Source organism: Streptomyces brasiliensis, from assembly GCF_014647875.1.
GTDB lineage: Bacteria > Actinomycetota > Actinomycetes > Streptomycetales > Streptomycetaceae > Streptomyces > Streptomyces brasiliensis.
The window spans coordinates 300,985-325,931 of the sequence record NZ_BMQA01000003.1 but is presented as its reverse complement, the minus strand read 5'-3'; the positions used below and the strand labels follow the sequence as shown (position 1 = coordinate 325,931).

The window sequence follows — 24,947 nt, the reverse complement described above, 5'->3', positions numbered from 1 at the left end:
GACGGGGGCCGGCCCGCCCGACGCACCCGTCACACGCGCCGCAGCACCGCGACGACCTTGCCCAGGATGGTCGCGTCGTCGCCGGGGATCGGCTCGTAGGCCGAGTTGTGGGGGAGGAGCCAGACGTGGCCGTCCTCGCGCTTGAAGCGCTTGACGGTCGCCTCGCCATCGAGCATGGCGGCCACGATGTCGCCGTTCTCTGCGACCGGCTGGCGGCGGACAGTGACCCAGTCGCCGTCGCAGATCGCGGCCTCGATCATGGAGTCGCCGACGACCTTCAGCACGAACAGCTCACCGTCACCGACCAGCTGGCGGGGGAGAGGGAAGACGTCCTCCACCGACTCCTCGGCGAGGATCGGGCCACCGGCGGCGATACGGCCGACCAGCGGGACGTACGACGCGGCGGGCTTGCCCGCGGTGTCCGTGGGCTGCACGGTGACCGCCTGGTCGGAGCCGCGCACCTCGTACGCGCGCGGGCGGTGCGGGTCGCGGCGCAGGAAGCCCTTCCGCTCGAGTGCCATGAGCTGGTGCGCGACCGAGGAGGTGCTGGAGAGGCCGACGGCCTGACCGATCTCCCGCATCGACGGCGGGTAGCCCCGCCGTTGGACCGAGTCCCGGATCACTTCGATCACACGGCGCTGCCGGTCGGTGAGTCCCGAGCTGTCCGCCCTGATTCCTGGAGGTCGGCCGGGCAAGGAGCGCTTGTGCGCTTCGGGATTCACGGCTTCGTTCATCGCATGCACCGGCTCGAGTCGGCCCTGGGAGCGGTCCTGGGCGGTGATGGTGGCGCTGTCTGCGGTGGTGGTCACGTCGGCCCCTCTCGATGGTCTCCCTGCTGGACAACGGTAGTAGCTTTCGAAAGGTTGCGCCAAACACACGTTCGAGTGAAAAGCGGCGGTTCACCTGTCGCGATCATGTGTCTGGGTGTATGGCTGACGCGGTACCCGACGGACAAAAGCGCTCATTGTTGTACGCTTCACCGCCGTGGTGGTGGCCTAGCGGGTTGTTTCCCCAGTCTGCCATTCGGGACTCGGTCAACCGTGAACCGGGTCCGCTCTGCGCCGGAGTCCCACGCGTTCTCCGTGCGGCGCCCACGGTATCTCCGTAAGTGCCACCGCGATACGGCCGTGCGTGTACGTGTTCCGGGAAGTGGGCGGTGCTGTGGTGCCGCGTCGCACGCGCGCGACACGCGCATAGGCTCAATGTGTGAGCCGATCCCCACATCTAGTGGTTGGATTGCAAGAGCAGCCCACAAGTTGTGGTCCCCCGGGTCCTCGGTGGTTCCACGATCGCCTATGCTTGGGGCTGCTCCGAGGGGCCCAAGAGGTCTTTCGGGGCTATTGAGTCTGCTGTGAGGAGGGTTGGAGATCATGCACTGCCCCTTCTGCAGGCACCCCGACAGCCGCGTCGTCGACAGTCGTACGACCGACGACGGCACGTCGATCCGCAGGCGCCGCCAGTGCCCCGACTGCTCCCGTCGTTTCACGACCGTGGAGACGTGTTCGCTCATGGTGGTCAAGCGGTCCGGAGTCACCGAGCCTTTCAGCCGTACCAAGGTCATCAACGGCGTGCGCAAGGCATGCCAGGGGCGGCCTGTCACCGAGGACGCGCTCGCCCAGCTCGGTCAGCGGGTCGAGGAGGCGGTGCGCGCCACCGGCAGTGCCGAGCTGACCACCCATGACGTGGGTCTGGCCATACTCGGCCCGTTGCAGGAGCTCGACCTGGTGGCCTATCTGCGATTCGCCTCCGTGTACCGGGCGTTCGACTCGCTCGAGGACTTCGAGGCCGCGATCGCGGAACTGAGGGAAGCGACGCGCGGCCCCGCCACGGAGGACGAAGACGCGGGAGCGGGGAGCCAGGAAGACGATCGCGGGCGCGGCGGGACCGAGCAGGTTCCGGTGCCCGCCCACGCCGCCGACTGATCGGCGGGCCGGAACCGGGCAGGGGACTCCGGTTCCGGCCGGACGGCGGCTATCGAAGATCTGTTGCGGGCGGCAGCGTGAGGGTGCCCGCGACACCAGACAGAACACTGTGCCACGGGAACATCGGGGCATTTCAGGGCGTTTTGCCCGTAGAGGGAGGCGGCATGACAGAGACGGCGAGCGGTCCGGCACGAGGTTCCCGAGCCAAGGGAACCAAGGTCACCAAGGGGCTGCGTATCGAGCGCATCCACACCACCCCCGGCGTGCACCCGTACGACGAGGTCGAGTGGGCGCGCCGTGACGTCGTCATGACCAACTGGCGCGACGGCTCGGTCAACTTCGAGCAGCGTGGCGTCGAGTTCCCCGACTTCTGGTCGGTGAACGCGGTCAACATCGTCACCAGCAAGTACTTCCGCGGTGCCGTCGGCACCCCGCAGCGCGAGACCAGCCTCCGGCAGCTGATCGACCGCATCGTGAAGACGTACCGGAAGGCCGGTGAGGACTACAAGTACTTCGCGTCGCCCGCCGACGCGGAGATCTTCGAGCACGAGCTGGCGTACGCCCTCCTGCACCAGATCTTCAGCTTCAACAGCCCCGTGTGGTTCAACGTGGGCACCCCGCAGCCCCAGCAGGTCTCCGCCTGTTTCATCCTGTCCGTCGACGACTCCATGGAGTCGATCCTCGACTGGTACAAGGAAGAGGGCATGATCTTCAAGGGCGGCTCCGGCGCCGGCCTGAACCTCTCCCGCATCCGTTCCTCCAAGGAACTGCTGTCGTCCGGCGGCAACGCCTCCGGTCCGGTCTCCTTCATGCGCGGTGCCGACGCCTCGGCCGGCACGATCAAGTCCGGTGGTGCCACCCGCCGTGCCGCGAAGATGGTCATCCTGGACGTCGACCACCCGGACGTCGAGGACTTCATCGAGACCAAGGTGAAGGAGGAGGAGAAGATCCGGGCCCTGCGTGACGCGGGCTTCGACATGGACCTCGGCGGCGACGACATCACCTCCGTCCAGTACCAGAACGCCAACAACTCGGTCCGCGTGAACGACGAGTTCATGAAGGCGGTCGAGTCCGGTGGAAAGTTCGGCCTCCGCGCGCGGATGACCGGTGAGGTCATCGAGGAGGTCGACGCGAAGGCGCTGTTCCGCAAGATGGCCGAAGCGGCCTGGGCCTGTGCCGACCCGGGCGTGCAGTACGACGACGTCATCAACCACTGGCACACGTGCCCGGAGTCCGGCCGCATCAACGGCTCGAACCCGTGCAGCGAGTACATGCACCTGGACAACACGTCCTGCAACCTCGCCTCGCTGAACCTGATGAAGTTCCTGAAGGACGACGGCAAGGGCCACCAGTCCTTCGACGTCGAGCGCTTCGCCAAGGTCGTCGAGCTGGTCATCACCGCGATGGACATCTCGATCTGCTTCGCGGACTTCCCGACCCAGAAGATCGGTGAGAACACGCGCGCGTTCCGCCAGCTCGGCATCGGCTACGCCAACCTCGGCGCACTGCTGATGGCGACCGGCCACGCGTACGACTCCGACGGCGGCCGCGCCCTCGCCGGTGCCATCACCTCCTTGATGACCGGTACCGCGTACAAGCGCTCCGCCGAACTCGCCGCGGTCGTCGGCCCGTACGACGGTTACGCCCGCAACGAGCAGCCGCACCTGCGCGTGATGAAGCAGCACGCCGACGCCAACGCCGAGGCCGTCCGCATGGACGACCTGGACACCCCGGTGTGGGCCGCCGCCACGGAGGCCTGGCAGGACGTCCTGCGCCTCGGCCAGAAGAACGGCTTCCGCAACTCCCAGGCGTCCGTCCTCGCGCCGACCGGCACCATCGGTCTCGCGATGTCCTGCGACACCACCGGTGTCGAGCCGGACCTGGCGCTGGTCAAGTTCAAGAAGCTGGTCGGCGGCGGCTCCATGCAGATCGTCAACGGCACCGTGCCGCAGGCGCTGCGCCGCCTCGGTTACCAGGAGGAGCAGATCGAGGCGATCGTCGCCCACATCGCCGAGCACGGCAATGTGATCGACGCGCCGGGCCTCAAGCACGAGCACTACGAGGTCTTCGACTGCGCCATGGGCGAGCGCGCCATCTCCCCGATGGGCCACGTCCGCATGATGGCGGCCATCCAGCCGTGGATCTCCGGCGCCATCTCCAAGACGGTCAACATGCCGGAGTCGGCGACCGTCGAGGAGGTCGAGGAGATCTACTTCGAGGCCTGGAAGCTGGGTGTCAAGGCGCTCGCGATCTACCGCGACAACTGCAAGGTCGGCCAGCCGCTCTCCGCCAAGACCAAGGAGAAGGAGAAGGCCGAGATCACGGAGAAGGCCGAGGCCACCATCCGTGAGACGGTCGAGAAGGTCGTCGAGTACCGCCCGGTCCGCAAGCGCCTCCCGAAGGGTCGTCCCGGCATCACCACGTCCTTCACGGTCGGCGGCGCCGAGGGCTACATGACCGCCAACTCCTACCCGGACGACGGTCTCGGCGAGGTCTTCCTGAAGATGTCCAAGCAGGGCTCCACGCTCGCGGGCATGATGGATGCCTTCTCCATCGCCGTCTCGGTCGGCCTCCAGTACGGCGTGCCGCTGGAGACGTACGTCTCGAAGTTCACGAACATGCGCTTCGAGCCGGCCGGCATGACGGACGACCCGGACGTGCGGATGGCACAGTCGATCGTCGACTACATCTTCCGCCGTCTGGCGCTGGACTTCCTGCCCTTCGAGACGCGTTCGGCGCTCGGCATCCACTCCGCCGAGGAGCGTCAGCGCCACCTGGAGACGGGTTCGTACGAGCCCGCCGATGACGAGGTCGACGTCGAGGGCCTGGCCCAGTCGGCGCCGCGCACCCAGGAACTGAAGGCGGTCGCCACGCCGAAGGCCGACATCGAGGCGGCCAGGCCCGCTCCGCGGCAGGCCCACACCAGCGCCGAGCTGGTGGAGATGCAGCTGGGCATCCAGGCCGACGCCCCGCTGTGCTTCTCCTGCGGTACGAAGATGCAGCGGGCCGGTTCCTGCTACATCTGCGAGGGCTGCGGCTCGACGAGCGGCTGCAGCTGATCCCGCCCGCCCGCCGGGCATGAAGTAGCTGATCAGGGTGGTGGTGCCGGAGTCCCGGTGCCACCACCCTCGGCGTTTGTGCCACCCGGCACGAATATCTCTTTCCGGCGAAACGATCACCGGTCAGGCTCCCCCAGCGCGCATCGGGCGCGCGGTCGGGTGGGGAGACATGACGGAGGGTCTCAAGGAATCCGGCAAGGGCATGAGCGCGGGGGCTCAGGCCGTGGCGGCCGTGGTGGTGGTCGGCGGCGTCCTGGGAGGCATGTGGGGGCTGGGAGAGGTCTCCGAGTGGGGAACGAGCACCGATCCGGGGCCGGCCGCCTGCGAGAAGCCGCACGGCACCAAGTCGTTGAAGCCCATTTCGTCGCCGAAAATCGTTTCCGGCGCGCAGCTGTGCACCGCGCTGAACCTTCCGGACCTGCCCGGACTCCTGGGCACGCCCACGGAGTACGCGCTGAACGCATACGGCAGCGACGGCTTCATCAAACTAGCCGGCGGCACCAAGATCGCGTCACCGGAGGCGAACGTCCAGCTCGACACCTACTCCGTGAAGCTCTCGGCGTCCGACGATCATCTTCCGATCGGCGAATACGCCGACTTGCTGGGTACGACCGTGGAGCGCAGGACGATCCTGGGGCATCCCGCGGTTCTCTACTCGGACCGGACCATCGCCATCTCCTTCCACGACGGCAAGGCCGCCACCGGACCCGGCGGCATCGCCCGCAGCCTGCTCGTCGCCCGGGACGCGAAGGACGGTGGCGGTTCCTTCGAGATCGACATCTGGCGCCAGGACGCAGTGCCGCCCGACGACACCGCATTGCTGTGGGTCGCCGAGAAGGTACTGCCGAGGATCCCGGGCTGGACCGCCGTCTGAGGGGACCTGGGCGAAGTCGCCGATCGCCCGCACTCTGCGGCAATCCCCGCAGCGCCCGGGGCAGCGCCATTCCCAGCCCGTGGCCGGGCGTCGTAGCCTCCGCGCATGACCACATCGCAGACGTACGACGGCGACATCCGCGAGCTCTCCGGGCCGGGCCGTGCCGTAGCACTCGCCGCGCTCGTCGCGGACCTGCGTTCCCCGGACCCCGAGGTGCGCGACGAGCGGGGGTACGTCACTGCCGTGCGCTGGATACCGTCCTTGGACGCGACCGAGCGTCACCTCCTCGGTGACCGGATGGCCGCACACTTCGATCATCCCGCCGTTCAGGCCCGTGCCTTCGCACCTCTGGTCCTGGCCCGGATCGTCGAGGCGGGTGACTGGCGGCGGGAATGGTGGCGGGCCTTCGCCGACTGGTACCCGGCAGAAACGGATCTGCGCGGCCATGACCCGGTGCTCGGCTGGGTGCACGCCGCCGCGCACGGCGCGGACCTCCTGGCCGCCCTGGCCAGGCGCCCCGGGCAGGATCCGCTTTCGCTCGCCGGGTCCGCCGTGGCCCGGCTCCTGGCGCCCACGGACCACGTCTTCGACGCCCAGGAGGACGACCGCCTCGCGTACGCGCTCGCTCAGATCCTGAGCCACCCCGGCCTGACCGAGGCCCGGTCGACGCAGTGGCTCGAACCCGTCGCCAGGGCCTTCAGGACGGGCGAACCCGGACCGGTGCCCGCCTGGGCCTCGAACACCATGCGGACGCTGCGCATGCTCTACCTCCTGGCTGACCGGGGCCTGAACACGCGCAACACGGACGAGCCCCCGCACGCGCTCACCCACCGCGAGGCCGTCCTGAAGGCCCTGGCCGAGACACTCGCGATCGTCGCCCCGTACACGGGTTGAACGTCAGGGCCGGCCCAGCGCGCCCATCGTCCTCGTGAAGGTCACGGGGTCGTCCTCGAAGCCGTTCATGGCGTGCCGGAAGTCCCACCCGCCGGACGCGCCGCGCACGAACTCCGCGACCGTCGTCGCCGTCGCCCCGAGGACGGAACCGAAGCCGTCCTCGGCGAGGACGGTGTAGCCCTCGCGTATGCGCACGCCCGGGTTCAGCACGTTGACGAACGTCCGTGCCGCGTCCCGCTGTTGGATGACGACACCCACCACAACGCGCGCGTACCGGGCATCGAGCCGGTCGAGTTCGAGCGTCATGACCTCGTCCCAGCCGAAGCCCTTGCCGTCCTTGCTGTCCCTGTTGAGATAGATCGTGCCGTCGGGCGAGCGGCTGTCGAAGTGCACCAGGTACGCCGGTGTCGCGTACGGGTCGTTCGCCAGATAGGTCGCCGCGACGATGTCCAGATCGGTGGGCGGCTGTCCCGCGGGACTCGGATCCCACTTCAGTGCGACCTCGACCCTGCGGATTCCCTTGCTCAAGCCGTTCACCAGGTCTCCCCTTCCCCTGATCGCCTGCGGCTCCAACTGCCAGGTAGCCAAGACTCGTTGTCCATCGTGCCACGCACGCGGGGGCGTGCGCGCGGGTGATCTCCGCCCGAGCGTGACCGGCGCCACGCCGCATGGCCTTACCATGGCGCGGTGCTGGTCAAGTGGATTCGCTGCACCGTGGTGGACCGCCGCGGCTTCGAGCGGGGGCAGCGAAAGTGGGCGGGGCTTCTGGGGGAGCCGGGATTTCGTGGGCAGGGCGGAGGCTGGAGCCGGCAGCGGCCGGGAGTCGTCCACATCTTCGCGTTCTGGGAGAGCCGTGCCTTCTACGACTCCTTCATGGCCCGCTCGCACGACCGGCTCGCGGCGGCCCAGACGGGCACCTTCAAGGACAGCCAGGTCAAGCTGTTCGAGTACCGGTTCGACGTGAAGACGGGGTTCGAACCGCGGTTCACGGACTCCGATCTGATCCGCATCGCCCACTGCCGCATTCACGAGGAGCGTGTCGAGCACTTCACGCTGATGCAGGAGAAGGTCTGGAACCCCGCGATGGCGGGCTCTCCCGGCATGATCCGCGGGATGTTCGCCGAGGCCCCCGAGCATGAGTTCCTCGTCCTGTCGATGTGGCGGTCGGCCGCCGAGCACGGCAAGTACCGCACCGAGCGCGTGGAGCGCCTCGCGCTGCGGGCACAGACCGAGGCGGACGTCGCAGGACTCACCGGCGACATCGTCGACCTGGAGCCGACCTGGACGGTTTGACATCCCAACCCGTGAAACGTGCGCCCAGTGTGGCCTGTGAGGCAGGGCTTCGTGTGACCTACGCCGTATGGAGCCCCCACGGTTCCGCGATCGGCCGTCACCCGATCTAGGGTTTTGGCATGGTACGACCACGGCGCATCGTCCTTGTCCGGCACGGCGAATCAATGGGCAATGTTGATGACTCCGTTTACGAGCGTGAACCCGACCACGCTCTGGCACTGACGGAGCGCGGATGGCAACAGGCGGAGGAGACCGGCAAGAAACTCCGCGAGGCGTTCGGGCGTGAGCGCGTGAGCGTGTACGTCTCCCCGTACCGCCGTACGCACGAGACCCTCCGCGCCTTCCATCTCGACCCCGAGCTCATACGGGTGCGGGAGGAGCCCCGGCTGCGCGAGCAGGACTGGGGAAACTGGCAGGACCGCGACGACGTACGCCTCCAGAAGGCCTACCGGGACACCTACGGACACTTCTTCTTCCGCTTCCCGCAGGGCGAGTCCGGCGCCGACGTGTACGACCGGGTCGGCGGCTTCCTGGAGAGCCTCTTCCGCAGCTTCGAGGCTCCAGACCATCCGCCCAACGTGCTCCTGGTGACCCACGGTCTGGCCATGCGGCTGTTCTGCATGCGCTGGTTCCACTGGACGGTCGCGGAATTCGAGTCCCTGTCGAACCCCGGGAACGCCGAGATGCGCATGCTCGTTCTCGGCGACGACGGCAAGTACACGCTCGACCGGCCCTTCGTTCGCTGGCGCCATCCGGAACCGTACTGGATCACCGGATAGAGTGGCAGGGCAATGACCGCTGACTCTCCTTCTCCCGGGCGCCTGGACCGCGCCCTGACCAGCCTGTGCGGACTGGCGGTGGGGGACGCTCTGGGCTCCCAGTTCTTCGTCCCCGCGAACTACCCGCTGCTGAAGCGCCGCGAGCTGCCGGCCGGCTCCTGGCGGTGGACGGACGACACGGAGATGGCCTGCTCCGTGGTCGCCGTTCTCGCCGCTCACCAACGCATCGACCAGGACGCCCTGGCCCGGTCCTTCGCCGAGCACCACGACTTCGACCGCGGCTACGGCCCCGCGGTCAACCGGCTCCTGCGCCTCGTCCGGGAGGGCAGCGACTGGCGTGAACTGGCCGCCGCGCTCTTCAACGGGCAGGGGTCCTGGGGCAACGGCGCGGCCATGCGCATCGCTCCGCTGGGAGCCTGGTACGCGGACGACCCCGAGCAGGCGACCCACCAGGCGGAGATCTCGGCGTACCCGACGCACCAGCACCGTGAGGCCGTTGTCGGAGCCATGGCCGTCGCCGCGGCCGCCGCGCTCGCCGCCGGCCCGGGCGGTCCGCCCAGCGCCGAGGCGCTCCTCGACGGCGTCATCGCGCTCGTGCCGAAGAGCGCGGTGGGCGCGGGTCTGCGGCGTGCCCGCGACATGCTCGACTACGGTGACGCCGGCACCGTCGCGGCCGTGCTCGGCTGCGGACGGCGCACGAGCGCCCATGACACCGTCCCCTTCGCCCTCTGGTCGGCGGCCCGGTCCCTCGGTGACTACGAGACGGCGTTCTGGACGACCGCCCAGGTCGGCGGAGACGTGGACACCACCTGCGCGATCGTGGGCGGCGTGCTCGCGGCCGGCAAGGCGGGGACACCGCCCACCGAGTGGGTGGAGCGGACGGAGATCCTGCCGGAATGGGTGCGAGCGCCGGTCTGAAGACCGCACGCCGCATGCTTGAAGACTCTCTGTGCTCGCCGGGAACTCTGTGTGACCGTGGCGCGTTGTTGTGGCATCGGCAGTGCGACGCATGGGTGCACACGGGGCAGAGGTCTTGAGGGTGGCAGGGGGTGTGGTGATGTCGTGGGTGGCGTCGGCGCCGCTGGTGCTGGTCGCGCTTTTCGTCCTCGTGACCTGGCTGGTTCTCACGAGCAGGATGGTTCTCTCGATCGGCATGCGAATGGCCGGACCGTCGCCCTCGCCGTCCGTCCCCCGGGCGTGGTCCGGCCATCCGCGGTCTTGCGGGGGCCTGTTCGGGTCAGCCGATCCCCGGACCCGCCGCGCCGGAGAGCGCTTCGAGATCGCTCTTGCGGACCTTGATCACCAACCAGGCCGTGGCCAGGGCCAGTACGGCCATCGCGGCGGCGGGGACGAACGCGGTCGAGATTCCGTGCGCGAGCACCTCGTGTCCCCAGGGAGCCGGCAGTTGTCGGGTCTTGGCGAACTCCGCCTTCTGCTCCGGCGAGCCGTCGGCGAGGAACTTCGGCAGCTGGTTCTTCGCCTCGTCCTTGCTGGCCGAGCCGAAGACCGTGGTCAGGATGGACAGTCCGAGCGAACCGCCCACCTGCTGTGTGGCGTTGAGCAGGCCGGACGCCGCACCCGCCTCGTGCTGGGCCACACCGGAGACCGCTGTCACTGTCACCGTCACGAAGTTGAGGCCCATACCGAAGCCGAACACGAGCATCGGGCCGAGGATGCCACTGAGGTACGTGCTGTCGGGACTGATGAAGGCCTGCCACGTGAGCCCGATCACCGCGAGTGTCGAGCCGACCAGCATGAACGGCTTGGGGCCGAGCGTCGGCAGGAACCGCTGGGACAGACCCGCGCCGACAGCGATCGCAAAGGTCACGGGCAGGAAGGCGAGACCGGCCTTGATCGCGCTGTAGCCGAGCACGTTCTGCACGAACAGCACGATGTAGAAGAACATGCCGAACATGGCCGCGGCCAGGCTCAGCATGATCACATACGTGCCCGAGCGGTTGCGGTCGGCGAACATCTTGAGCGGTGTGATGGGTTCCGTGGCCCGCATCTCCGTGAAGACGAAGGCCAGCAGCAGGGCCACGGCGGCGCCGAAGGAGCCGATGGTCAGGCTGTCGCGCCAGCCCTGTTCCGCCGCGCGGATGAAGCCGTAGACGAGGGAGGCCATTCCCAGTGTCGAGGTCAGCGCTCCGGCGATGTCGAAGCGCCCCGGGTGCCGTTCGGACTCGTTGATGTACAGCGGTGCGAGCGACGCGATCAGCACACCGATCGGGACGTTGACGAAGAGTACCCAGCGCCAGTCGAGCCAGTCGGTCAGCATGCCGCCGGCGAGCAGACCGATGGCACCGCCGCCCGCGGACACGGCCGCGAAAACGCCGAACGCCCGGTTCCGTTCCGGACCTTCGGGGAACGTGGTGGTGATGAGCGCCAGCGACGTGGGCGACGCGATCGCGCCGCCCATGCCCTGCAGCGCGCGTGCGGCGAGCAGCTGCCACGGCTCCTGGGCGAGACCGCCGAGCAGCGAGGCGAAGGTGAACAGCAGAATGCCGGTCATGAACACTCGGCGGCGACCGAGAATGTCACCGGCACGTGCGCCGAGGAGCAGCAGGCCTCCGAAGGTGAGCGTGTAGGCGCTGACCACCCAAGTGAGGTCCGTGGTGCTGAACTTGAGCGCTTCTTGAATGTGCGGGAGAGCGATATTCACAATCGTCGCGTCGAGTACCACCATGAGTTGGCAGGCCGCGATGACGGTGAGTGCGATGCCGGGCCGCCCCGCCCGGCGGGCCGCTCCTGGTATGTCGTCCTTGATCAGCTGAGAGGTTGTCACTATGGGTCCCCCACGGAGGTGTTAGTGAACGCTTGCGTTCACTGTCCCGCCAACCGTAGTGAGTCCCCGATAGAGAACGCAAGCGTTCACTTAATCCCGCGTCGCGCGTCAGGTCCCCCTTCGATGTCTCGCGATACGTCCCCATGTAGCGGAATCCCCGATTCCACAGTTCGCTGGAGAAACTCAGATGGTTACCTCGAGCTGGACGGCCGCCCCCGCTCAGACGGCCTCACTCCGCCGGCGCGGCGCCGTGCTCGAACGCGCGATCCTGGACGCCGCGCTGGAGCAGCTCAGTACGGTCGGCTGGAACGGCCTGACGATGGAGGGTGTCGCCGCCGGCGCCCAGACCGGAAAGGCCGCGGTCTATCGCCGTTGGTCGTCCAAGGAGGACCTGGTCGCCGACGCGCTCCAGGCGGGACTGCCGCGCCTCGAGCAAGCGCCCGATCTCGGGAGCGTGCGCGAGGACCTGCTCGCCCTGTGTCGGGAGGCGCGGGAGGCGATGTACTCACGCCCCGGTTCCGCCTTGCGCTCAGTGGTTCACGAATGCGATCCCGCGCAGGCCGAACGCTTCCATGGCGTGATCTTCGGTGGGGTGGTCGAGCCGATGATCAAGCTGCTCGGTGAGGTCATCACCCGTGGAGTGGGGCGGGGAGAGGTGCGCGGCGACGCGGCGAACGGCTATGTCCTCGATGTGATTCCCGCGATGATGATGTACCGCTCGAAGATGTGCGCCAGTGAATGGAGCGAGCAGGATCTCGAGGAGATGATCGACCAGTTGATGGTTCCGCTGCTCCGGCCCAACAGGGCCTGAACCCAGGGCACGGGGGCGGTGCGGCGGACCAGCACGGGCGGGGTGTCGCTCGGGTATCCCGGCGGCGTACGCTAAGGGCGCCATGCCGTACGAACCGCCTACTCACACCGTCGAGCGCTCCCTTCGCGCCACGACCGGAGCGAAGGTCATCGCCGGTGTCGACGAGGTCGGACGCGGCGCCTGGGCCGGGCCCGTTACGGTCTGTGCGGCGGTCACCGGTCTTCGCCGACCGCCCGAAGGTCTCACCGACTCCAAGCTGCTCACTGTCAAGCGGCGCACTGAACTGGCCGAGACCCTGCGGACGTGGGTGACGGCCTACGCCCTGGGGCACGCCTCCCCGGAGGAGATCGACGACCTGGGGATGACGGCGGCGCTTCGGCTCGCGGCATCGCGCGCCCTTGAGGCGCTGCCGGTCCGCCCCGAGGCCGTGATTCTCGACGGGAAGCACGACTACCTGGGAGCCCCCTGGAAGGTCCGCACGGTGATCAAGGGCGACCAGTCCTGCGTGGCCGTGGCAGCGGCCTCGGTGATTGCCAAGGTTCAGCGCGACAAAATGATGGCCGAACTGGGTATCGACCATGCAGACTTCGGTTTTGCGGACAATGCCGGGTATCCGTCGCCCGTGCACAAGGCCGCACTGGCGGAGCGGGGCCCCACCCCGTACCACCGATTGTCGTGGGCGTATCTTGATGCGCTGCCCCAGTGGCGGCATCTCAAGAAGGTCCGCAGCTGGGCGGATGGAAGCGTTCCGGAGATCGAGGGCCAGCTCGGCTTCGATTTCTGACGGTTCCGCTCGCACTGTTGTGCCACCCGGTCACGCCGGCTGCACCAACGTTTGATAAATATCAGCTCATGCCTCTCCTTCCCGAGGAGCCTCAGATTCACGAGAGTGCCCAGGGTCCCCGCGCCACGCCGGCCAGTGGCCGCACCGCGCCGACCCCCCGCCCCGTACCCGGACCCCGCCCCGCGGCTCCGTCGCGTCCCGGTCGTCCGGGCCCTCTGCGGCCCGCGCCGCCGGTGCAACGCACGCCGCGTGACGCGGCCGCAGCCAAGCCGGGCCCGTCGGGTCCGGCCGTTCCCGCCGCCTCGGCGGCGACCCCGCAGATCCAGCTGATTCCGGCTTCGGTCGAGGGTGCGCTCGACTCCGCCGAGGAAGCAGTGGACCTGCTCCTGGAATCGGGCCGTGCCCCGGGCGACGTGCTGGTGATCACCACCGGCCGACCCCACCCGTGGGCCGAGCACGAGATGTCCTTCGGTGAAGCCTCCTACTGGGCGCAGCACGACGCCGGTGACGACGTCTTCTACGCGGATGTCTCCGTGGCCTCCCGTGCCGCGTCCCGTCCCGTGGTCGTGGTCGCCGTCAACGGCGGTCCGGCCACCGCTGCCGCCACCGCCCTTCCCCTGGCCCATGCCAGGGCCGGTGCCCTGCTGATCGTGTGCGGCGACCCGCAGCAGATCAACTCGGTGCTGGGCGCGGGCGTCTGAGCCGCGTCCGGCACCGCCGGGGCATCGGGGATGACGAGGGCGCCGCTGCCGCGGCACCCAGGCACGGTGGCGCTTTCGGCATGCCCGCACACGTGGCGATCGCCGTTATGTATTGAGGGACGGCTGCTGGACCGGCGGCCGATGGCCGGTCGCGGGAGTCGCGGGGGACTCCGGCGAGGCGGACCGGCGGCCGGGCCGGTGGGGCGGGCCTGTTCGGCATGGCTTGAGGCGTCGGTGGTGGCCGTCGCGACGACACCACGAACGCACACTGTGACGCCCCGCGGGGACCGCTGACCAGGCGGAGCCATCTGGAGGCGGAGGCGGGGGAGAGGCGGACGCGTAGCCGGCCTCCTCAGCGAGCCGCCGCCCGGCGCAGTAGCTCTGAGGCGGCGCCGCCTGTTCGCGGTGGCAGGACCGAGGCGTCCGAGGTGCCGAAAGGTTCCGGCGTCGACGTCGAGTTCGGGCGGCGTCCACCGCGGCCCTCGCCGAGCACCTGCCAGCCGTCGCGTGTGAGCGTGATGTACGCCCCGCAGCGCAGCCCGTGCAGGGTGCAGGCGTCACGCAGCCCCCACATCCATGCGCCGTCCTCCTCCGTCCAACGCGCGTCCCCCTCGCGGCAGTAGAGCAGCACGGCGGTGCGCACGGGAGTGCGGCGCCGCAGGTCGTGCGGGATCACGCGGCGCAGCTGTGCGAGCAGTGCATTGCGGAACATCCAGCCATCGGCCGGTGCCGGCCGGCGGATGAACGAGGCGCTCGCCAGCAGCCGTTCCTCTGGGTCGAGGACGGCGACGACCGCGGTCGCCGGTCCGGGCCGGTGCCGGGTGTGCAGCCCGCTGACGACCTCACGCGGGTTACGCAGCAGGGGGATGCCGGCGGCTGCCCACTCCGCCGGTTCGAGCAGGCGGCTGGCGGACGCGGACGTGGATGCCGCCGAGGACGGAGCGAATCCGAAGGTCACGTTCCTCCCTTCGGCTACGCGCCCACACTGCGGGCGGGGTCGGATTCGGGGAGCGCGCACCGCAGGGGAGCCCAATCGGATCACGGCAAGCCGTGCGGGGAGCGGACTTCAATTCTTCCTGTCGAACTTGAATGCGGCAACGAGCAATTGGGGCCACCCGCTGTTATCTGGTGATACGTGGCATATATCCCTACCTTGAGGGTCTCCCGGCGACCCGTGGGGCGTTCGGCCACGGCGCGTTCGTACATCACGGGTGGGGCGGTGAGGCGGACCTCCGGAGGAATCGGCAGTCAGCCCTGAACCGCGAGCACCAGCGGCAACACACCGTGGGCACCGGACTTTCTGAGCAGCCGGGCCGCGACGGCCAGGGTCCAGCCGGTCTCGGTGTAGTCGTCCACGAGCAGGACAGGGCCCTGAGCCTCGGTGAGCGCGGAGGCCAGTGCGGAGGGCACGGACAGCGCGCCGTCGAGGGTCTTCAGCCGCTGGGCGCTGTTGCTGCGCGGGGCCCGCGACTCCTCCCCGACGTACTCGAGCGAACCCAGGAGCGGCAGTCTGCCGATCTCCGCGATGCGCGCGGCCAAGGAGTGGATCAGTCGTGGCCGTGTGCGCGAGGCCAGGGTCACGACGCCCACCGGGCGTGGTTGTGCCTCGGATGAGCCGGGCGCCCAGCCGTCGGGTCCCTTGGCCCAGTCGGCCAGCACGCCCACCACGGCCGTTGAGACGTCGTCCGGAACGGGAGTGTCGGGTGCTTGCGGTGCGAGCAATGGCCGCAGCCGGTTGCCCCACCCGATGTCCGACAGACGCCCCAACGCGCGCCCCCCGGACGCCTGCTCTCCGGCCGGAATGCGCCCCTTGAGATCGATGCCGATCGCCGGCAGGCCCGTCGGCCACATGCGCCTGGGTTCCACGTCGACGCCCGCGCGGCCCAGATCGACACGTGCGGCGTCCAGCGCTGCGACGGATGTGTCCGCGGCGAAGCGCGCACCGGCGCAGTTGTCGCAGCGGCCGCAGGGTTTCGCGCCCTCGTCGTCCAGCTGCCGCTGCAGGAAATCCATCCGGCAGCCCGCCGTGGACGCGTACTCCCGCATCGCCTGTTGCTCGGCCTTGCGCTGCCGTGCCACCCAGTCGTACCGCTCCGCGTCGTAGGTCCACGGTCGGCCGGTCGCGATCCAGCCTCCCTTGACCCGTTTGACGGCCCCGTCCACGTCGAGGACCTTCAGCATCGTCTCCAGACGGGAGCGACGCAGCTCCACCAGAGGCTCCAGGGCGGGCAACGACAGTGGGCGTTCCGCCCGGGCGAGGACGTCCAGGGTGCGGCGCACCAGGTCTTCGGACGGGAAGGCCAGTGACGCGAAGTACTCCCAGATCGCCTCGTCCTCCTTGCCCGGCAGGAGGAGCACCTCGGCGTGTGCGACGCCTCGGCCCGCGCGGCCGACCTGCTGGTAGTAGGCGATGGGGGAAGAGGGTGAACCGAGGTGCACCACGAAGCCGAGGTCGGGTTTGTCGAAGCCCATGCCCAGCGCGGAGGTGGCCACCAGCGCCTTGACCCGGTTGGCGAGGAGATCGTCCTCGGCCTGTTGCCGATCGGCGTTCTCCGTCTTCCCCGTGTACGAGGCGACGGTGTGCCCGCGCTGCCGCAGGAACGCACTGACTTCCTCGGCGGCAGCCACGGTGAGCGTGTAGATGATGCCCGAGCCCGGCAGATCGTCCAGGTGCTCGGCCAGCCAGGCCATGCGATGCGCCGCGTCCGGCAGGGGCAGCACGCTCAGGGCCAGGCTCTCCCGGTCGAGTGGGCCGCGCAGCACCAGCGCGTCGGACGCGCCTCCGGTACCGAGTTGTTCCGCGACGTCGGCGGTCACGCGCGCGTTGGCCGTCGCGGTGGTGGCCAGTACGGGTACGCCTGGCGGGAGGTCGGTGAGCATGGTGCGCAGCCGTCGGTAATCGGGGCGGAAGTCATGGCCCCAGTCGGAGATGCAGTGAGCTTCGTCCACGACGAGCAGTCCGGTCGCGGCCGCCAGTTTGGGCAGGACCTGGTCGCGGAAGTCGGGGTTGTTGAGACGCTCCGGGCTGACGAGCAGCACGTCTACGTCGCCCGCCGCGATCTCGGCCTGGATGGTGTCCCACTCCTCGGTGTTGGAGGAGTTGATGGTCCGGGCGTGGATCCCGGCCCGGGCCGCGGCTTCCACCTGGTTGCGCATGAGGGCGAGAAGTGGTGACACGATCACGGTCGGGCCGCTGCCGCGGGCCCGCAGGAGCGAGGTCGCCACGAAATACACGGCGGATTTGCCCCACCCCGTCCGCTGGACGACCAGGGCACGGCGCCGTTCGGCGACGAGCGCCTCGATAGCGCGCCACTGGTCTTCGCGCAGCCGCGCCGTGCCCGAGGTGTCCCCGACGAGTCGGGCGAGGACGCCGTCGGCCTGTGTCCGGAGGTCTGCGTTGCTCGTGTGCGCCATGCGTCCCATACAACAGGACGGCGCCGACAATCGGGCCGGCGGCCTGTGGACAACGCGGCCGGTTGTCGTGTTCCTGCTCGTAGTTGTCCACAGGCTCAAGCGGAATCTCATGATCCGCGAGATCGTCTGCGCATGACAAATCACAGCGAAACGACCGGACCCTCCGAAAACGACGGCATCGGCCGACGTGACGTGACCGGCGCGGGCACCATGCACGACAACCAGGTGACACTGCGCACCCCGGCCGAGCTGGCGGACGCCTTGCCATATCTGCTCGGGTACCGCGCAGAGGACAGCATCGTGCTCGTGGCCCTCCACGACCGGGGCGGACGCGGCCGGTTCGGCGGCCGGGCCCGGCTGGGCATCCCCACGAGCAGGGACGACTGGGAGCCTGCCGCCCGGCAACTGGCGCAGGGGCTCGTGGCCGGCAGTGAACGCAGAGGAGCTCGCCCCGAGCAGATGGTCGCCTACGTCTGCCAGGAACCGGGGAAGGGCGAGTCCGGCCGCGACGTCATGCGGCGGCTGCAGCCACTCGCCCAGCTGCTGCGCACGGAGTGCGGCCGTCTCGACGTACCGGTCATCGAAGCCCTGTGCATCTCGGCCGGCCGCTTCTGGTCCTACTGCTGCCCGAGCGAAGGATGCTGTCCCGACGACGGATCGCCCATGGGCCTGCCCGGAACCTCCGTGCTCGCGGCGGCGGCAACCTACGCCGGAATCCAGGTGCGCGGCACCCTGCGCGAGTTGCGGGCCAGGCTGCTTCCCTGGGAAACCGCCGCCGCTCTGGAACAGGAGATCGCCCTGGACACCGTGGGCATGAACCTGGTGCCGCGGATCCTCGACGAGGCGAACCGTGCACAGGTGGCGCAGGAGACCCTCGACCTCGCCGAACTCGTACTCGTCCGGTTCACCGCGGCCACGCCCGTGCCCGGGACGCTTCCGTCCGACCTCCGCGACGACGAGCTGCTCACGCACGAGGAAGCTGCCGCCCTGATCCTCGGCCTCCAGGACCGTACGACCCGCGACCGTGCCGCCGCCTGGATGGAAGGGGACGAGGCCGGCCCCGCACTGCGCCTCTGGCGCGCCCTTGCCCGCCGTTGTGTCGGACCGTACGGCGAGCACGCCGCAGCGCCGCTCACTCTCGCCGGCTGGGTGGCCTGGTCGTCCGGTGACGACCTGGAGGCCAGGGAAGCCCTCGCGATGGCGCTGGGAGCGGACCCCGACTACCTCTTCGCACGCCTGTTGCACCAGGCCTGCAACGAGGGCCTCGACCCCGAGGCGATCCGCCGTTGTCTGCGGGCGGGAGGCACGGGACGCAAGGCATCGTGCGCCGACGAGAAGAACGCAACGGAACAGCAGGACGGGCCACACCAGAAGTACGCGCCGGATCGGAAGGACGGGGCCGGGAGCCCCGACGGTTCCTCGGAGACGGGCCCCCGCCGTCGGCGCCGCCTGCGTTCCGGCGACGGCGGTCGCTCTCGCTCGGCACGAACCGAGAGTCGCAGGTCACGGCCGGACGTGTCCCGCACCAGCACTTCGCCCGAGGGACGCACACATCCCCGTGTCTCGAGGCCGGGCGCCACGCGCACGAATGGGGCGGGCAAGGGAGCCATGGCGCGTGACACCGCTTCCTCGGGAGGCGGGCGATCGGAGAGCAACGGCACTGAGGGGGATGTATGAGCGACGGCCGGCGGGAGGGTGGCCGGTGGAGTCGCGCGCTCACGCACTGCTTCCGGGTCCGGGCACTGCTGCCGCTCGGCCGCGACAGGACAGCCGCTGAGCACACAGGCTCACCCGGCGTCGGCCGTTGTTCGGACGGCGGTGCCGAGGCAGGGCGTGACCCGGAGCAGGCCCGTTCCGTTCACCTGAGTGGCGGAGCGCCAGGAGGCGTGCCGCCGCACGTCCGTTGTCCCTCCGGGGCCCTCCATCAGGCGCCGAGCATGCACGAGGCGCACCGAGCGCAGAAGAAGCCGCATCATGCACCAGCCGACTTCGCCTTCCACCGCCGACGACAATGGCCCGGTCCCGGGCACGATCGCACCGTCCGCGCCAAGTGGTCCAGGACCTCGTTCTCCGGTCAGCACCGGCGGCCTTCGGTGGCCGGAGCGGGAACGCCGGGACGAGCCCTCGTTCACACCGGACCGCGCGTCGCCGCTGGACTGGGGACAGGCCTTCGGCACATCGACCGTGCCGCGGGAAAATCGTCCGCATTCCCAGGCACCCCCGAGCCTGCCACAATCCGGGCACGGGAGTCCGGTCGGCGGCGCCGCCACGTCACCGCCGCCCGGCCCCTCGCCACATGCCCTGTTTCCGGCCCCTCGCCGCTCGGCCGACCTTCCCTCCACCCACACCGCCCTCATCTGCGTCGCCCTGCCCGGCCTCGCCATCTCCGGCGGGCAGGGGGAGCTGACGGGGCAGGGGCTGGAGGGGTTCTACCGGGCCGGTCGTCGCCTGCTCTCGCGCTGCCGGCTTCGGGTGGCCGGACGGGAGCCGCTCGTGGTGCAGGCCAGGACGGCGGGAGCGGACCGGGCCCGCATCGTGGCGACACTGCGTACTACGCCGGGCGGCGGTCCGGACCCGGATGTCGTCGTCGAACGCATCCGGCACGCGGACGGGACCGAGCGCATCACGCTCCACAACACCGGCCACCGCCCGCTGCGTCTGCCTGTCGAGGTGTCCCTCGGCACGGACCTCGCGGATCTGAGCGCCATCGCCTCCGGCCGTGTGGGCCCGGAACTTCCCGCCTGCGTCCACGACTCGGGCCTGCGCTGGGCCGGAGCCACGGCGAACTCCCTGGTCACGGCGGATCCGCCACCCGCCGACGCACTGGCCTCCGCGGGGCTGCTGCGTTGGGAGTTCGAACTGCCGACGGGTGGGACGGCGACCGTGGAACTGCGGGTACGGCCGGACGGCGCGGCACCGCTGCGGACCGTGGGCCGTGTCGCGACGGGGCTTCTGGCGCCCGCCAGAGCCGTCGGCGACGATCCGAGGATTCCGGAACTGCTGCGGACGAGCGTCGAGGACCTCCAGGCGCTGCTGCTGCGCGACCCCGCGCACCCTTCCGACACCTACCTCGCGGCAGGGGTGCCCTGGCGCTGTGGGCTGGCCCCGGCCGAGGCACTCGCCGCAGCGCGCATGACACTGCCACTCGGTACCCGGCTCGCTGCGGGCACGCTGCGCATCCTCGCCCGTACCCAACGCCCGGGCTCGGGCGCCCAGACGGGCCTGATCGCCGGACCGCTCCGAGATGCAGGCCCTCATCTGCCGCCCGGCTGCACGGGCACGGAAGCCACACTGCTGTTCCCCGTGGTGCTCGCGGAGGCCCGCCGCTGGGGCCTCGCGGAGCAGGAGATCCAAGAGCTGCTGCCCGCGGCCGAGCACTGTCTGACCTGGCTTCTCAACACGGTCGAGGAGGGTACGTACCTGTGCGACCCGCAGCCCGGAGGCCCCGTCCGCTGCGAGACACAGGCTCACGCCCACCGTGCCGCGCTGCTCGGCGCCGATCTTCTCGACGCGTACGGCAGACCGGGCGGTGCGCGGCTGCGACAGTGGGCGCAGGAACTGCGGACGGCGTTCCAGCAGGACTTCTGGGTCGAGGACCCCGCGGGCGGACGCCCCGTGGCGGCCCGCACGGCGGACGGCCGCACCGTGCCGTATCTCTCGTCCGCGGTCGTCCACCTCCTCGACACCGGACTGCTCGGCGCGGGCGAACTCGCGCCCGGCCTGCTCGACAAGGTGAGGACCGAGCAACTCGCCCGCCTGCTCAGCGGCCCGGCCATGGACTCCGGCTGGGGACTGCGCGGTATCGGTGCGAAGGAGGTGGGACACAGTCCGTTCGGCCACCGGTCAGGCGCGGTCCGTGTGCAGGAGACGGCGCTCGCCGTCGCCGGCCTGGCCGTGGCGGGCTACGAGAAGGAGGCGAGCGGACTGCTGAAGGGTGTATTGGCTGCGGCCGAGCATTTCGGCCACCGGCTGCCCGAGATGTACGCCGGCGAGCAGCGCTCGGACGGGAGCGCTCCGGTATCCCACCCGGCGGCTTGCCGCCCGGCAGCCACGACGGCGGCCTCTGCGGTGCTGCTGCTCGCCGCCCTCGTGGGTGTCCGGCCTGACGCCCCCGCCCGGACCGTCACCCTGCGACCCGTGCGCACCGCACCCCTCGGCCAGATCGGCCTCACAGGGCTGCGGGTCGCCGGCGCCCCCTTCGCCGTACGGGTCAGCCGGCTCGGCCTCGCCATGGTCGAGGAAGCGGTGGACGGCCTGCAATTGCGGGCGTACCTCGTACGACGTGACCGGCACGGCGAGCGGACGGTGATCGCGGGCTGCGCGGCGGACCGGCGTGGATCAGCCATCGATGCGGCTGATGAAGGGAGTGTTTATCGTCAGGCAGACGACTATGATCGCGGCATGCCCTACGACCCGTCAGCCTTTCCGCCCTTCGCCGTCACCGTGGACCTGGTCGTGCTGACCGTGCGCCGCCATGCCCTGTGTGCGCTGGCGGTACGCAGGGGCGAGCCGCCGTTCCAGGGGCGCTGGGCGCTGCCCGGCGGCTTCGTACGGGCCGACGAGGACCTGTCACAGGCCGCGGCACGCGAACTCGCCGAGGAGACCGGGCTGCGTGTTCACGACACCGCCCACCCCGCCCAGGACAACTGCGCGCACCTGGAACAGCTCGCGACCTATGGAGACCCCAAGCGCGACCCACGCATGCGCGTGGTCAGCGTGGCGCACCTCGCGCTCGCCCCGGACCTGCCCGCACCCAGGGCGGGCGGTGACGCGAGCAACGCACGCTGGGCCCCGGTCGAGGAACTGCTGCAGCAGGGCGGTTACGGACGCGATGGTGAGCCGGTGGCGCCGCTTGCCTTCGACCATGCGCAGATCCTGGCCGACGGGGTGGAACGCGCCCGCTCGAAGATCGAGTACTCGTCGCTGGCCACGGCGTTCTGCCCGCCCGAGTTCACCGTCGGCGAGCTGCGCCGTGTCTACGAGGCGGTGTGGGGTGTCGTACTCGACCCGCGCAACTTCCACCGCAAGGTGACCGGTACGCCCGGCTTCCTCGTGCCCACCGGAGGCACGACCACGCGTCAGGGCGGCCGCCCCGCACAGCTCTTCCGCGCCGGAGGCGCCACCCTGCTCAACCCGCCGATGCTGCGCCCCGAGGTGTGACCTCGCCGCAGCCGAGAAGGGGGCATGGACAGTTGGGGCAGGATCCGGAGCGAACTGAACTGCGGAGTGGCGAACAGGAGTCCCTTCGGGCGGGCATCTCTGCGGTGCAGACCGGGTGATACCCGAAAAAGGGGGCGTAGCGCGCTATCTTGCTGCAGGTGATCCAGGCCTTCGGACTGACCAGCAACCCCCGCAAGGTGCAGCGGCCCGCCCTTGAGGACGTCTCCTTCGAGGCCCGTGCGGGCCATGTCACCGCGCTCCTGGGAGCGCCCGGCGCGGGCAAGACGACGGCGCTGAAACTCATGCTCGAACTCCAACAGGGCCGGGGCATCACCTACTTCAGAGGCCGTCCCCTGAACCGGATCTCCCACCCGTCGCGCGAGATCGGCGTCGTTCTCGGCGACGTACCCGGGCATCCGGCCCGCTCGGTCCGCAGCCACCTGAGGATGCTGTCGGCGGCCGCCGGTGTCGGCGTACGGCGTGCCGACGAGGTGCTCGAAGTGGTCGGCCTCGTCAGCCTGCGCGAGGAGCGTCTGGGCACGCTGTCGCGCGGCATGGACCGCCGCCTCGGCCTGGCCTGTGCCCTGTTGCCCGATCCGCACACGCTCGTCCTGGACGATCCCGCGCGCGGGCTGTCCGCAGCCGAGGCCCGTTGGCTGCACGGCATGCTGCGGGCACACGCGGCCCAGGGCGCCACCGTCCTGTTCACCACGGCCGACCCGAAGGAGGCCGCCCGTGCCGCCGACCGAGTCGTCACTCTGGACCAGGGCAGGCTCGTCGCCGACCAGGAGGCCAAGGAGTTCGCCCGCACCCGGCTCCGCCCCCGCGTGGCCGTCCGCACCCCTTATGCCGCCCGCCTCGCGGCTCTCCTCACCAAGGAGGCCCGCACCGCCCAGCGCTCGCTGGAAGTCGTACGGGAAGACGGCAACCGCCTGTCGGTGTACGGCAGTACGACGGCCGACATCGGTGAGGCGGCCTTCCGGCACGGCATCCTCGTCCATCAACTCGCCGACGAGGTCGGGGACATGGGGCCCGGCGCCGGATCAGTTCCCTCGGACGGGCAACGCCCGGACCCCGAGGCGGCGATGTCGGATCAGCGGCATGCCTCCGGCGAATCGGCTGCCACGGACCGGCGGCACACCGCTGACGAGCACGAGCCGCAGTCGGCCGAACCGTCACGAACCATCGACAGCCCCCAGCCGACGGATCCGCCACGGACCACCGACGGCCCGCTCGCCGACAACGTGCCCGCACCGGCGGCGCAGCTCCGCGGTGCGTTCCCGTCCCAGGGGCAGCGACCACGCGCAGCAGTTCGGACCGTCGGTGTCCCGGCACCCGGTGACGGCCGGGAATCAGCCGAGGCCGGGCCCCTGCCAAGTCCGTCGCCCGCCTCGGCGAGCGACACAGTCGTGGAGGACGGCACCTCGCCGTTCCTGACCGCCGGCTCACCGGCAGCATCGACACGCGGCGCGCGTGTCGTCCGCCGTCGGCGCACGAGCGGTGCTCAGCCCCAGGTGGGCCCCGCCCGCGCAGAAGGATCACTCACTCCCGGCGACACGTCTCCCCTTCCGCCGCCCATCTCCGTCCGTCCCGCCCCCAGTCCCCTCCGGCCGCTGCGTTACGAGTTCCGCCGTGCCACCGGGATCGGCACGGGTTTCTTCATCTGCGGCGCCGTGGTCGCCGTGTCCGCGCTCGCCGCCGTACTGCTCGCAGGCATCGGCCACACCCCGCAGGCGCGCCTGTTCGCGGCCTGGCCTCGGGAGGTGCCCCTGCCGCCCGCGGCGCTCGGTGCCGGGCTGCTCGGCGCGCTGGCCTTCGGGGACGAGTTCCGCCATCCCGCCCTGGCGGTGGACCGCGGCAGCGTGCCCCGCAGGCTGGGACTGCTCACCGCGAAACTCCTGCTCTCCGGGGCGACGGCCCTGATGCTGGGCTTCCTCACCCTGGGCTGCGACGCCGAAGTCCTCTATGTCGTATATGGACGGGAACTCGCGCAGGTTCCCACGGACTGGCTTTCGCTGAGCGCGAGTTGGTTCGGGCTCGTGATCGGATGCGCCTGGGCCGGCGTGCTGGCGGCGGGCGTCTTCCGGTCCACCTCGGGTGGGCTCGCCACGGTGGTCGCCGTACCCGTCGTGGTCGTGCCCCTGGTGCACGAGGTGCTGCAGGGGCGACAGGTGTCGATGGCGGCGGGACTCCCGATGCGGATGCGGGAGGTCTTCCTGCTGCAGTGGCCCTTCGGAGGAGAACGCTACCTCGTCGCGGTGGCCCGGGTGCTCGCCCAACCCGTGGGCGGCGCACTGACGTTGTCGCTGGCCGCCCTGCTGTGCGCGTATCTGCTCACGACCCTGCGCAGCAGGGTCAGATGACGACCGTCCGTGCACTTCGGAGCAGGCTCTGAACACAACTCCCCGAAGGCAGGCCGTTTCTTTCCGATAAGGCGTCAATTGCGACGGGGTGAGCGATCACCCTTTCGT

At 70.0% G+C, this 24,947-nt stretch carries 18 protein-coding genes and 1 pseudogene; 14 read left to right on the top strand and 5 right to left on the bottom strand.

What is annotated here, in order from left to right; genetic code table 11:
- Positions 1-29: 29 nt before the first annotated feature.
- Positions 30-809, bottom strand: coding sequence for a transcriptional repressor LexA (lexA, locus tag IEZ19_RS07425; protein ID WP_189310264.1), 780 nt, complete (start codon positions 807-809; stop codon positions 30-32).
- A gap of 561 nt (positions 810-1,370) precedes the next feature.
- Between lexA and nrdR the strand changes: the two genes are divergently transcribed.
- From nrdR to IEZ19_RS07405, 4 genes are all read left to right on the top strand, one after another.
- Complete coding sequence (nrdR, locus tag IEZ19_RS07420) at positions 1,371-1,922, top strand: transcriptional regulator NrdR (protein ID WP_189310263.1); 552 nt, start codon at positions 1,371-1,373, stop codon at positions 1,920-1,922.
- 164 nt (positions 1,923-2,086) lie between these two features.
- A complete protein-coding gene (locus IEZ19_RS07415) occupies positions 2,087-4,981 on the top strand; it encodes a vitamin B12-dependent ribonucleotide reductase (RefSeq protein ID WP_189310262.1) in 2,895 nt (964 codons plus the stop codon).
- 169 nt (positions 4,982-5,150) lie between these two features.
- The gene (locus IEZ19_RS07410) at positions 5,151-5,855 is read left to right on the top strand and encodes a DUF6215 domain-containing protein (RefSeq protein WP_229840019.1); all 705 of its coding nucleotides are present in this window, start codon (positions 5,151-5,153) and stop codon (positions 5,853-5,855) included.
- A 105-nt stretch (positions 5,856-5,960) separates the two neighbouring features.
- On the top strand, positions 5,961-6,749 hold the full coding sequence (locus tag IEZ19_RS07405) for a DUF2785 domain-containing protein (RefSeq protein WP_189310261.1): 789 nt from the start codon (positions 5,961-5,963) through the stop codon (positions 6,747-6,749).
- A gap of 3 nt (positions 6,750-6,752) precedes the next feature.
- Here IEZ19_RS07405 and IEZ19_RS07400 read toward each other — a convergent pair whose 3' ends face one another.
- Positions 6,753-7,286 carry a TerD family protein gene (locus IEZ19_RS07400; protein ID WP_189310260.1) on the bottom strand — a complete coding sequence of 178 codons (534 nt, stop codon included), beginning with the start codon at positions 7,284-7,286 and terminating at the stop codon, positions 6,753-6,755.
- A gap of 150 nt (positions 7,287-7,436) precedes the next feature.
- Between IEZ19_RS07400 and IEZ19_RS07395 the strand changes: the two genes are divergently transcribed.
- The 3 genes from IEZ19_RS07395 (at position 7,437) to IEZ19_RS07385 (ending at position 9,739) form a co-directional block, all read left to right on the top strand.
- Positions 7,437-8,042 (top strand): YdbC family protein, encoded by a 606-nt coding sequence (locus IEZ19_RS07395; protein WP_189310259.1) that lies wholly within the window; start codon positions 7,437-7,439, stop codon positions 8,040-8,042.
- 119 nt (positions 8,043-8,161) lie between these two features.
- Entirely contained in the window at positions 8,162-8,821 is a 660-nt protein-coding gene (locus IEZ19_RS07390) for a histidine phosphatase family protein (protein ID WP_189310258.1), read from the top strand.
- A gap of 12 nt (positions 8,822-8,833) precedes the next feature.
- Complete coding sequence (locus tag IEZ19_RS07385; protein ID WP_189310257.1) at positions 8,834-9,739, top strand: ADP-ribosylglycohydrolase family protein; 906 nt, start codon at positions 8,834-8,836, stop codon at positions 9,737-9,739.
- Positions 9,740-10,058: 319 nt separating this feature from the next.
- Here IEZ19_RS07385 and IEZ19_RS07380 read toward each other — a convergent pair whose 3' ends face one another.
- A complete protein-coding gene (locus IEZ19_RS07380) occupies positions 10,059-11,606 on the bottom strand; it encodes an MFS transporter (protein WP_189310256.1) in 1,548 nt (515 codons plus the stop codon).
- A gap of 187 nt (positions 11,607-11,793) precedes the next feature.
- Between IEZ19_RS07380 and IEZ19_RS07375 the strand changes: the two genes are divergently transcribed.
- The 3 genes from IEZ19_RS07375 (at position 11,794) to IEZ19_RS07365 (ending at position 13,902) form a co-directional block, all read left to right on the top strand.
- The gene (locus tag IEZ19_RS07375) at positions 11,794-12,417 is read left to right on the top strand and encodes a TetR/AcrR family transcriptional regulator (protein WP_189310255.1); all 624 of its coding nucleotides are present in this window, start codon (positions 11,794-11,796) and stop codon (positions 12,415-12,417) included.
- A gap of 82 nt (positions 12,418-12,499) precedes the next feature.
- Positions 12,500-13,201: a ribonuclease HII gene (gene rnhB / locus IEZ19_RS07370; protein WP_189310254.1), complete on the top strand. Its 702-nt coding sequence runs from the start codon at positions 12,500-12,502 to the stop codon at positions 13,199-13,201.
- 68 nt (positions 13,202-13,269) lie between these two features.
- Complete coding sequence (locus tag IEZ19_RS07365) at positions 13,270-13,902, top strand: hypothetical protein (protein ID WP_189310253.1); 633 nt, start codon at positions 13,270-13,272, stop codon at positions 13,900-13,902.
- Between the two features lie 352 nt (positions 13,903-14,254).
- Here the strand turns inward: IEZ19_RS07365 and IEZ19_RS07360 are convergent, their stop codons facing one another.
- Positions 14,255-14,860, bottom strand: a complete 606-nt coding sequence (locus IEZ19_RS07360; protein ID WP_189310252.1) for a hypothetical protein — start codon at positions 14,858-14,860, stop codon at positions 14,255-14,257.
- Positions 14,861-15,150: 290 nt separating this feature from the next.
- Positions 15,151-17,316, bottom strand: a complete 2,166-nt coding sequence (locus IEZ19_RS07355; protein WP_189310251.1) for a RecQ family ATP-dependent DNA helicase — start codon at positions 17,314-17,316, stop codon at positions 15,151-15,153.
- A gap of 132 nt (positions 17,317-17,448) precedes the next feature.
- On the opposite strand from IEZ19_RS07355, the gene IEZ19_RS07350 reads away from it, so the two are divergent.
- From IEZ19_RS07350 to IEZ19_RS07335, 4 genes and pseudogenes are all read left to right on the top strand, one after another.
- Positions 17,449-18,993 carry a DUF4192 domain-containing protein gene (locus tag IEZ19_RS07350; protein WP_189310250.1) on the top strand — a complete coding sequence of 515 codons (1,545 nt, stop codon included), beginning with the start codon at positions 17,449-17,451 and terminating at the stop codon, positions 18,991-18,993.
- A 297-nt stretch (positions 18,994-19,290) separates the two neighbouring features.
- Positions 19,291-21,585 (top strand): annotated as a pseudogene (locus IEZ19_RS07345) (glycogen debranching N-terminal domain-containing protein); the annotation flags it as partial.
- Positions 21,586-21,717: 132 nt separating this feature from the next.
- Positions 21,718-22,476, top strand: coding sequence for an NUDIX hydrolase (locus IEZ19_RS07340; protein WP_189310326.1), 759 nt, complete (start codon positions 21,718-21,720; stop codon positions 22,474-22,476).
- Positions 22,477-22,634: 158 nt separating this feature from the next.
- The gene (locus IEZ19_RS07335) at positions 22,635-24,839 is read left to right on the top strand and encodes an ABC transporter ATP-binding protein (protein ID WP_189310325.1); all 2,205 of its coding nucleotides are present in this window, start codon (positions 22,635-22,637) and stop codon (positions 24,837-24,839) included.
- Positions 24,840-24,947 lie beyond the last annotated feature (108 nt).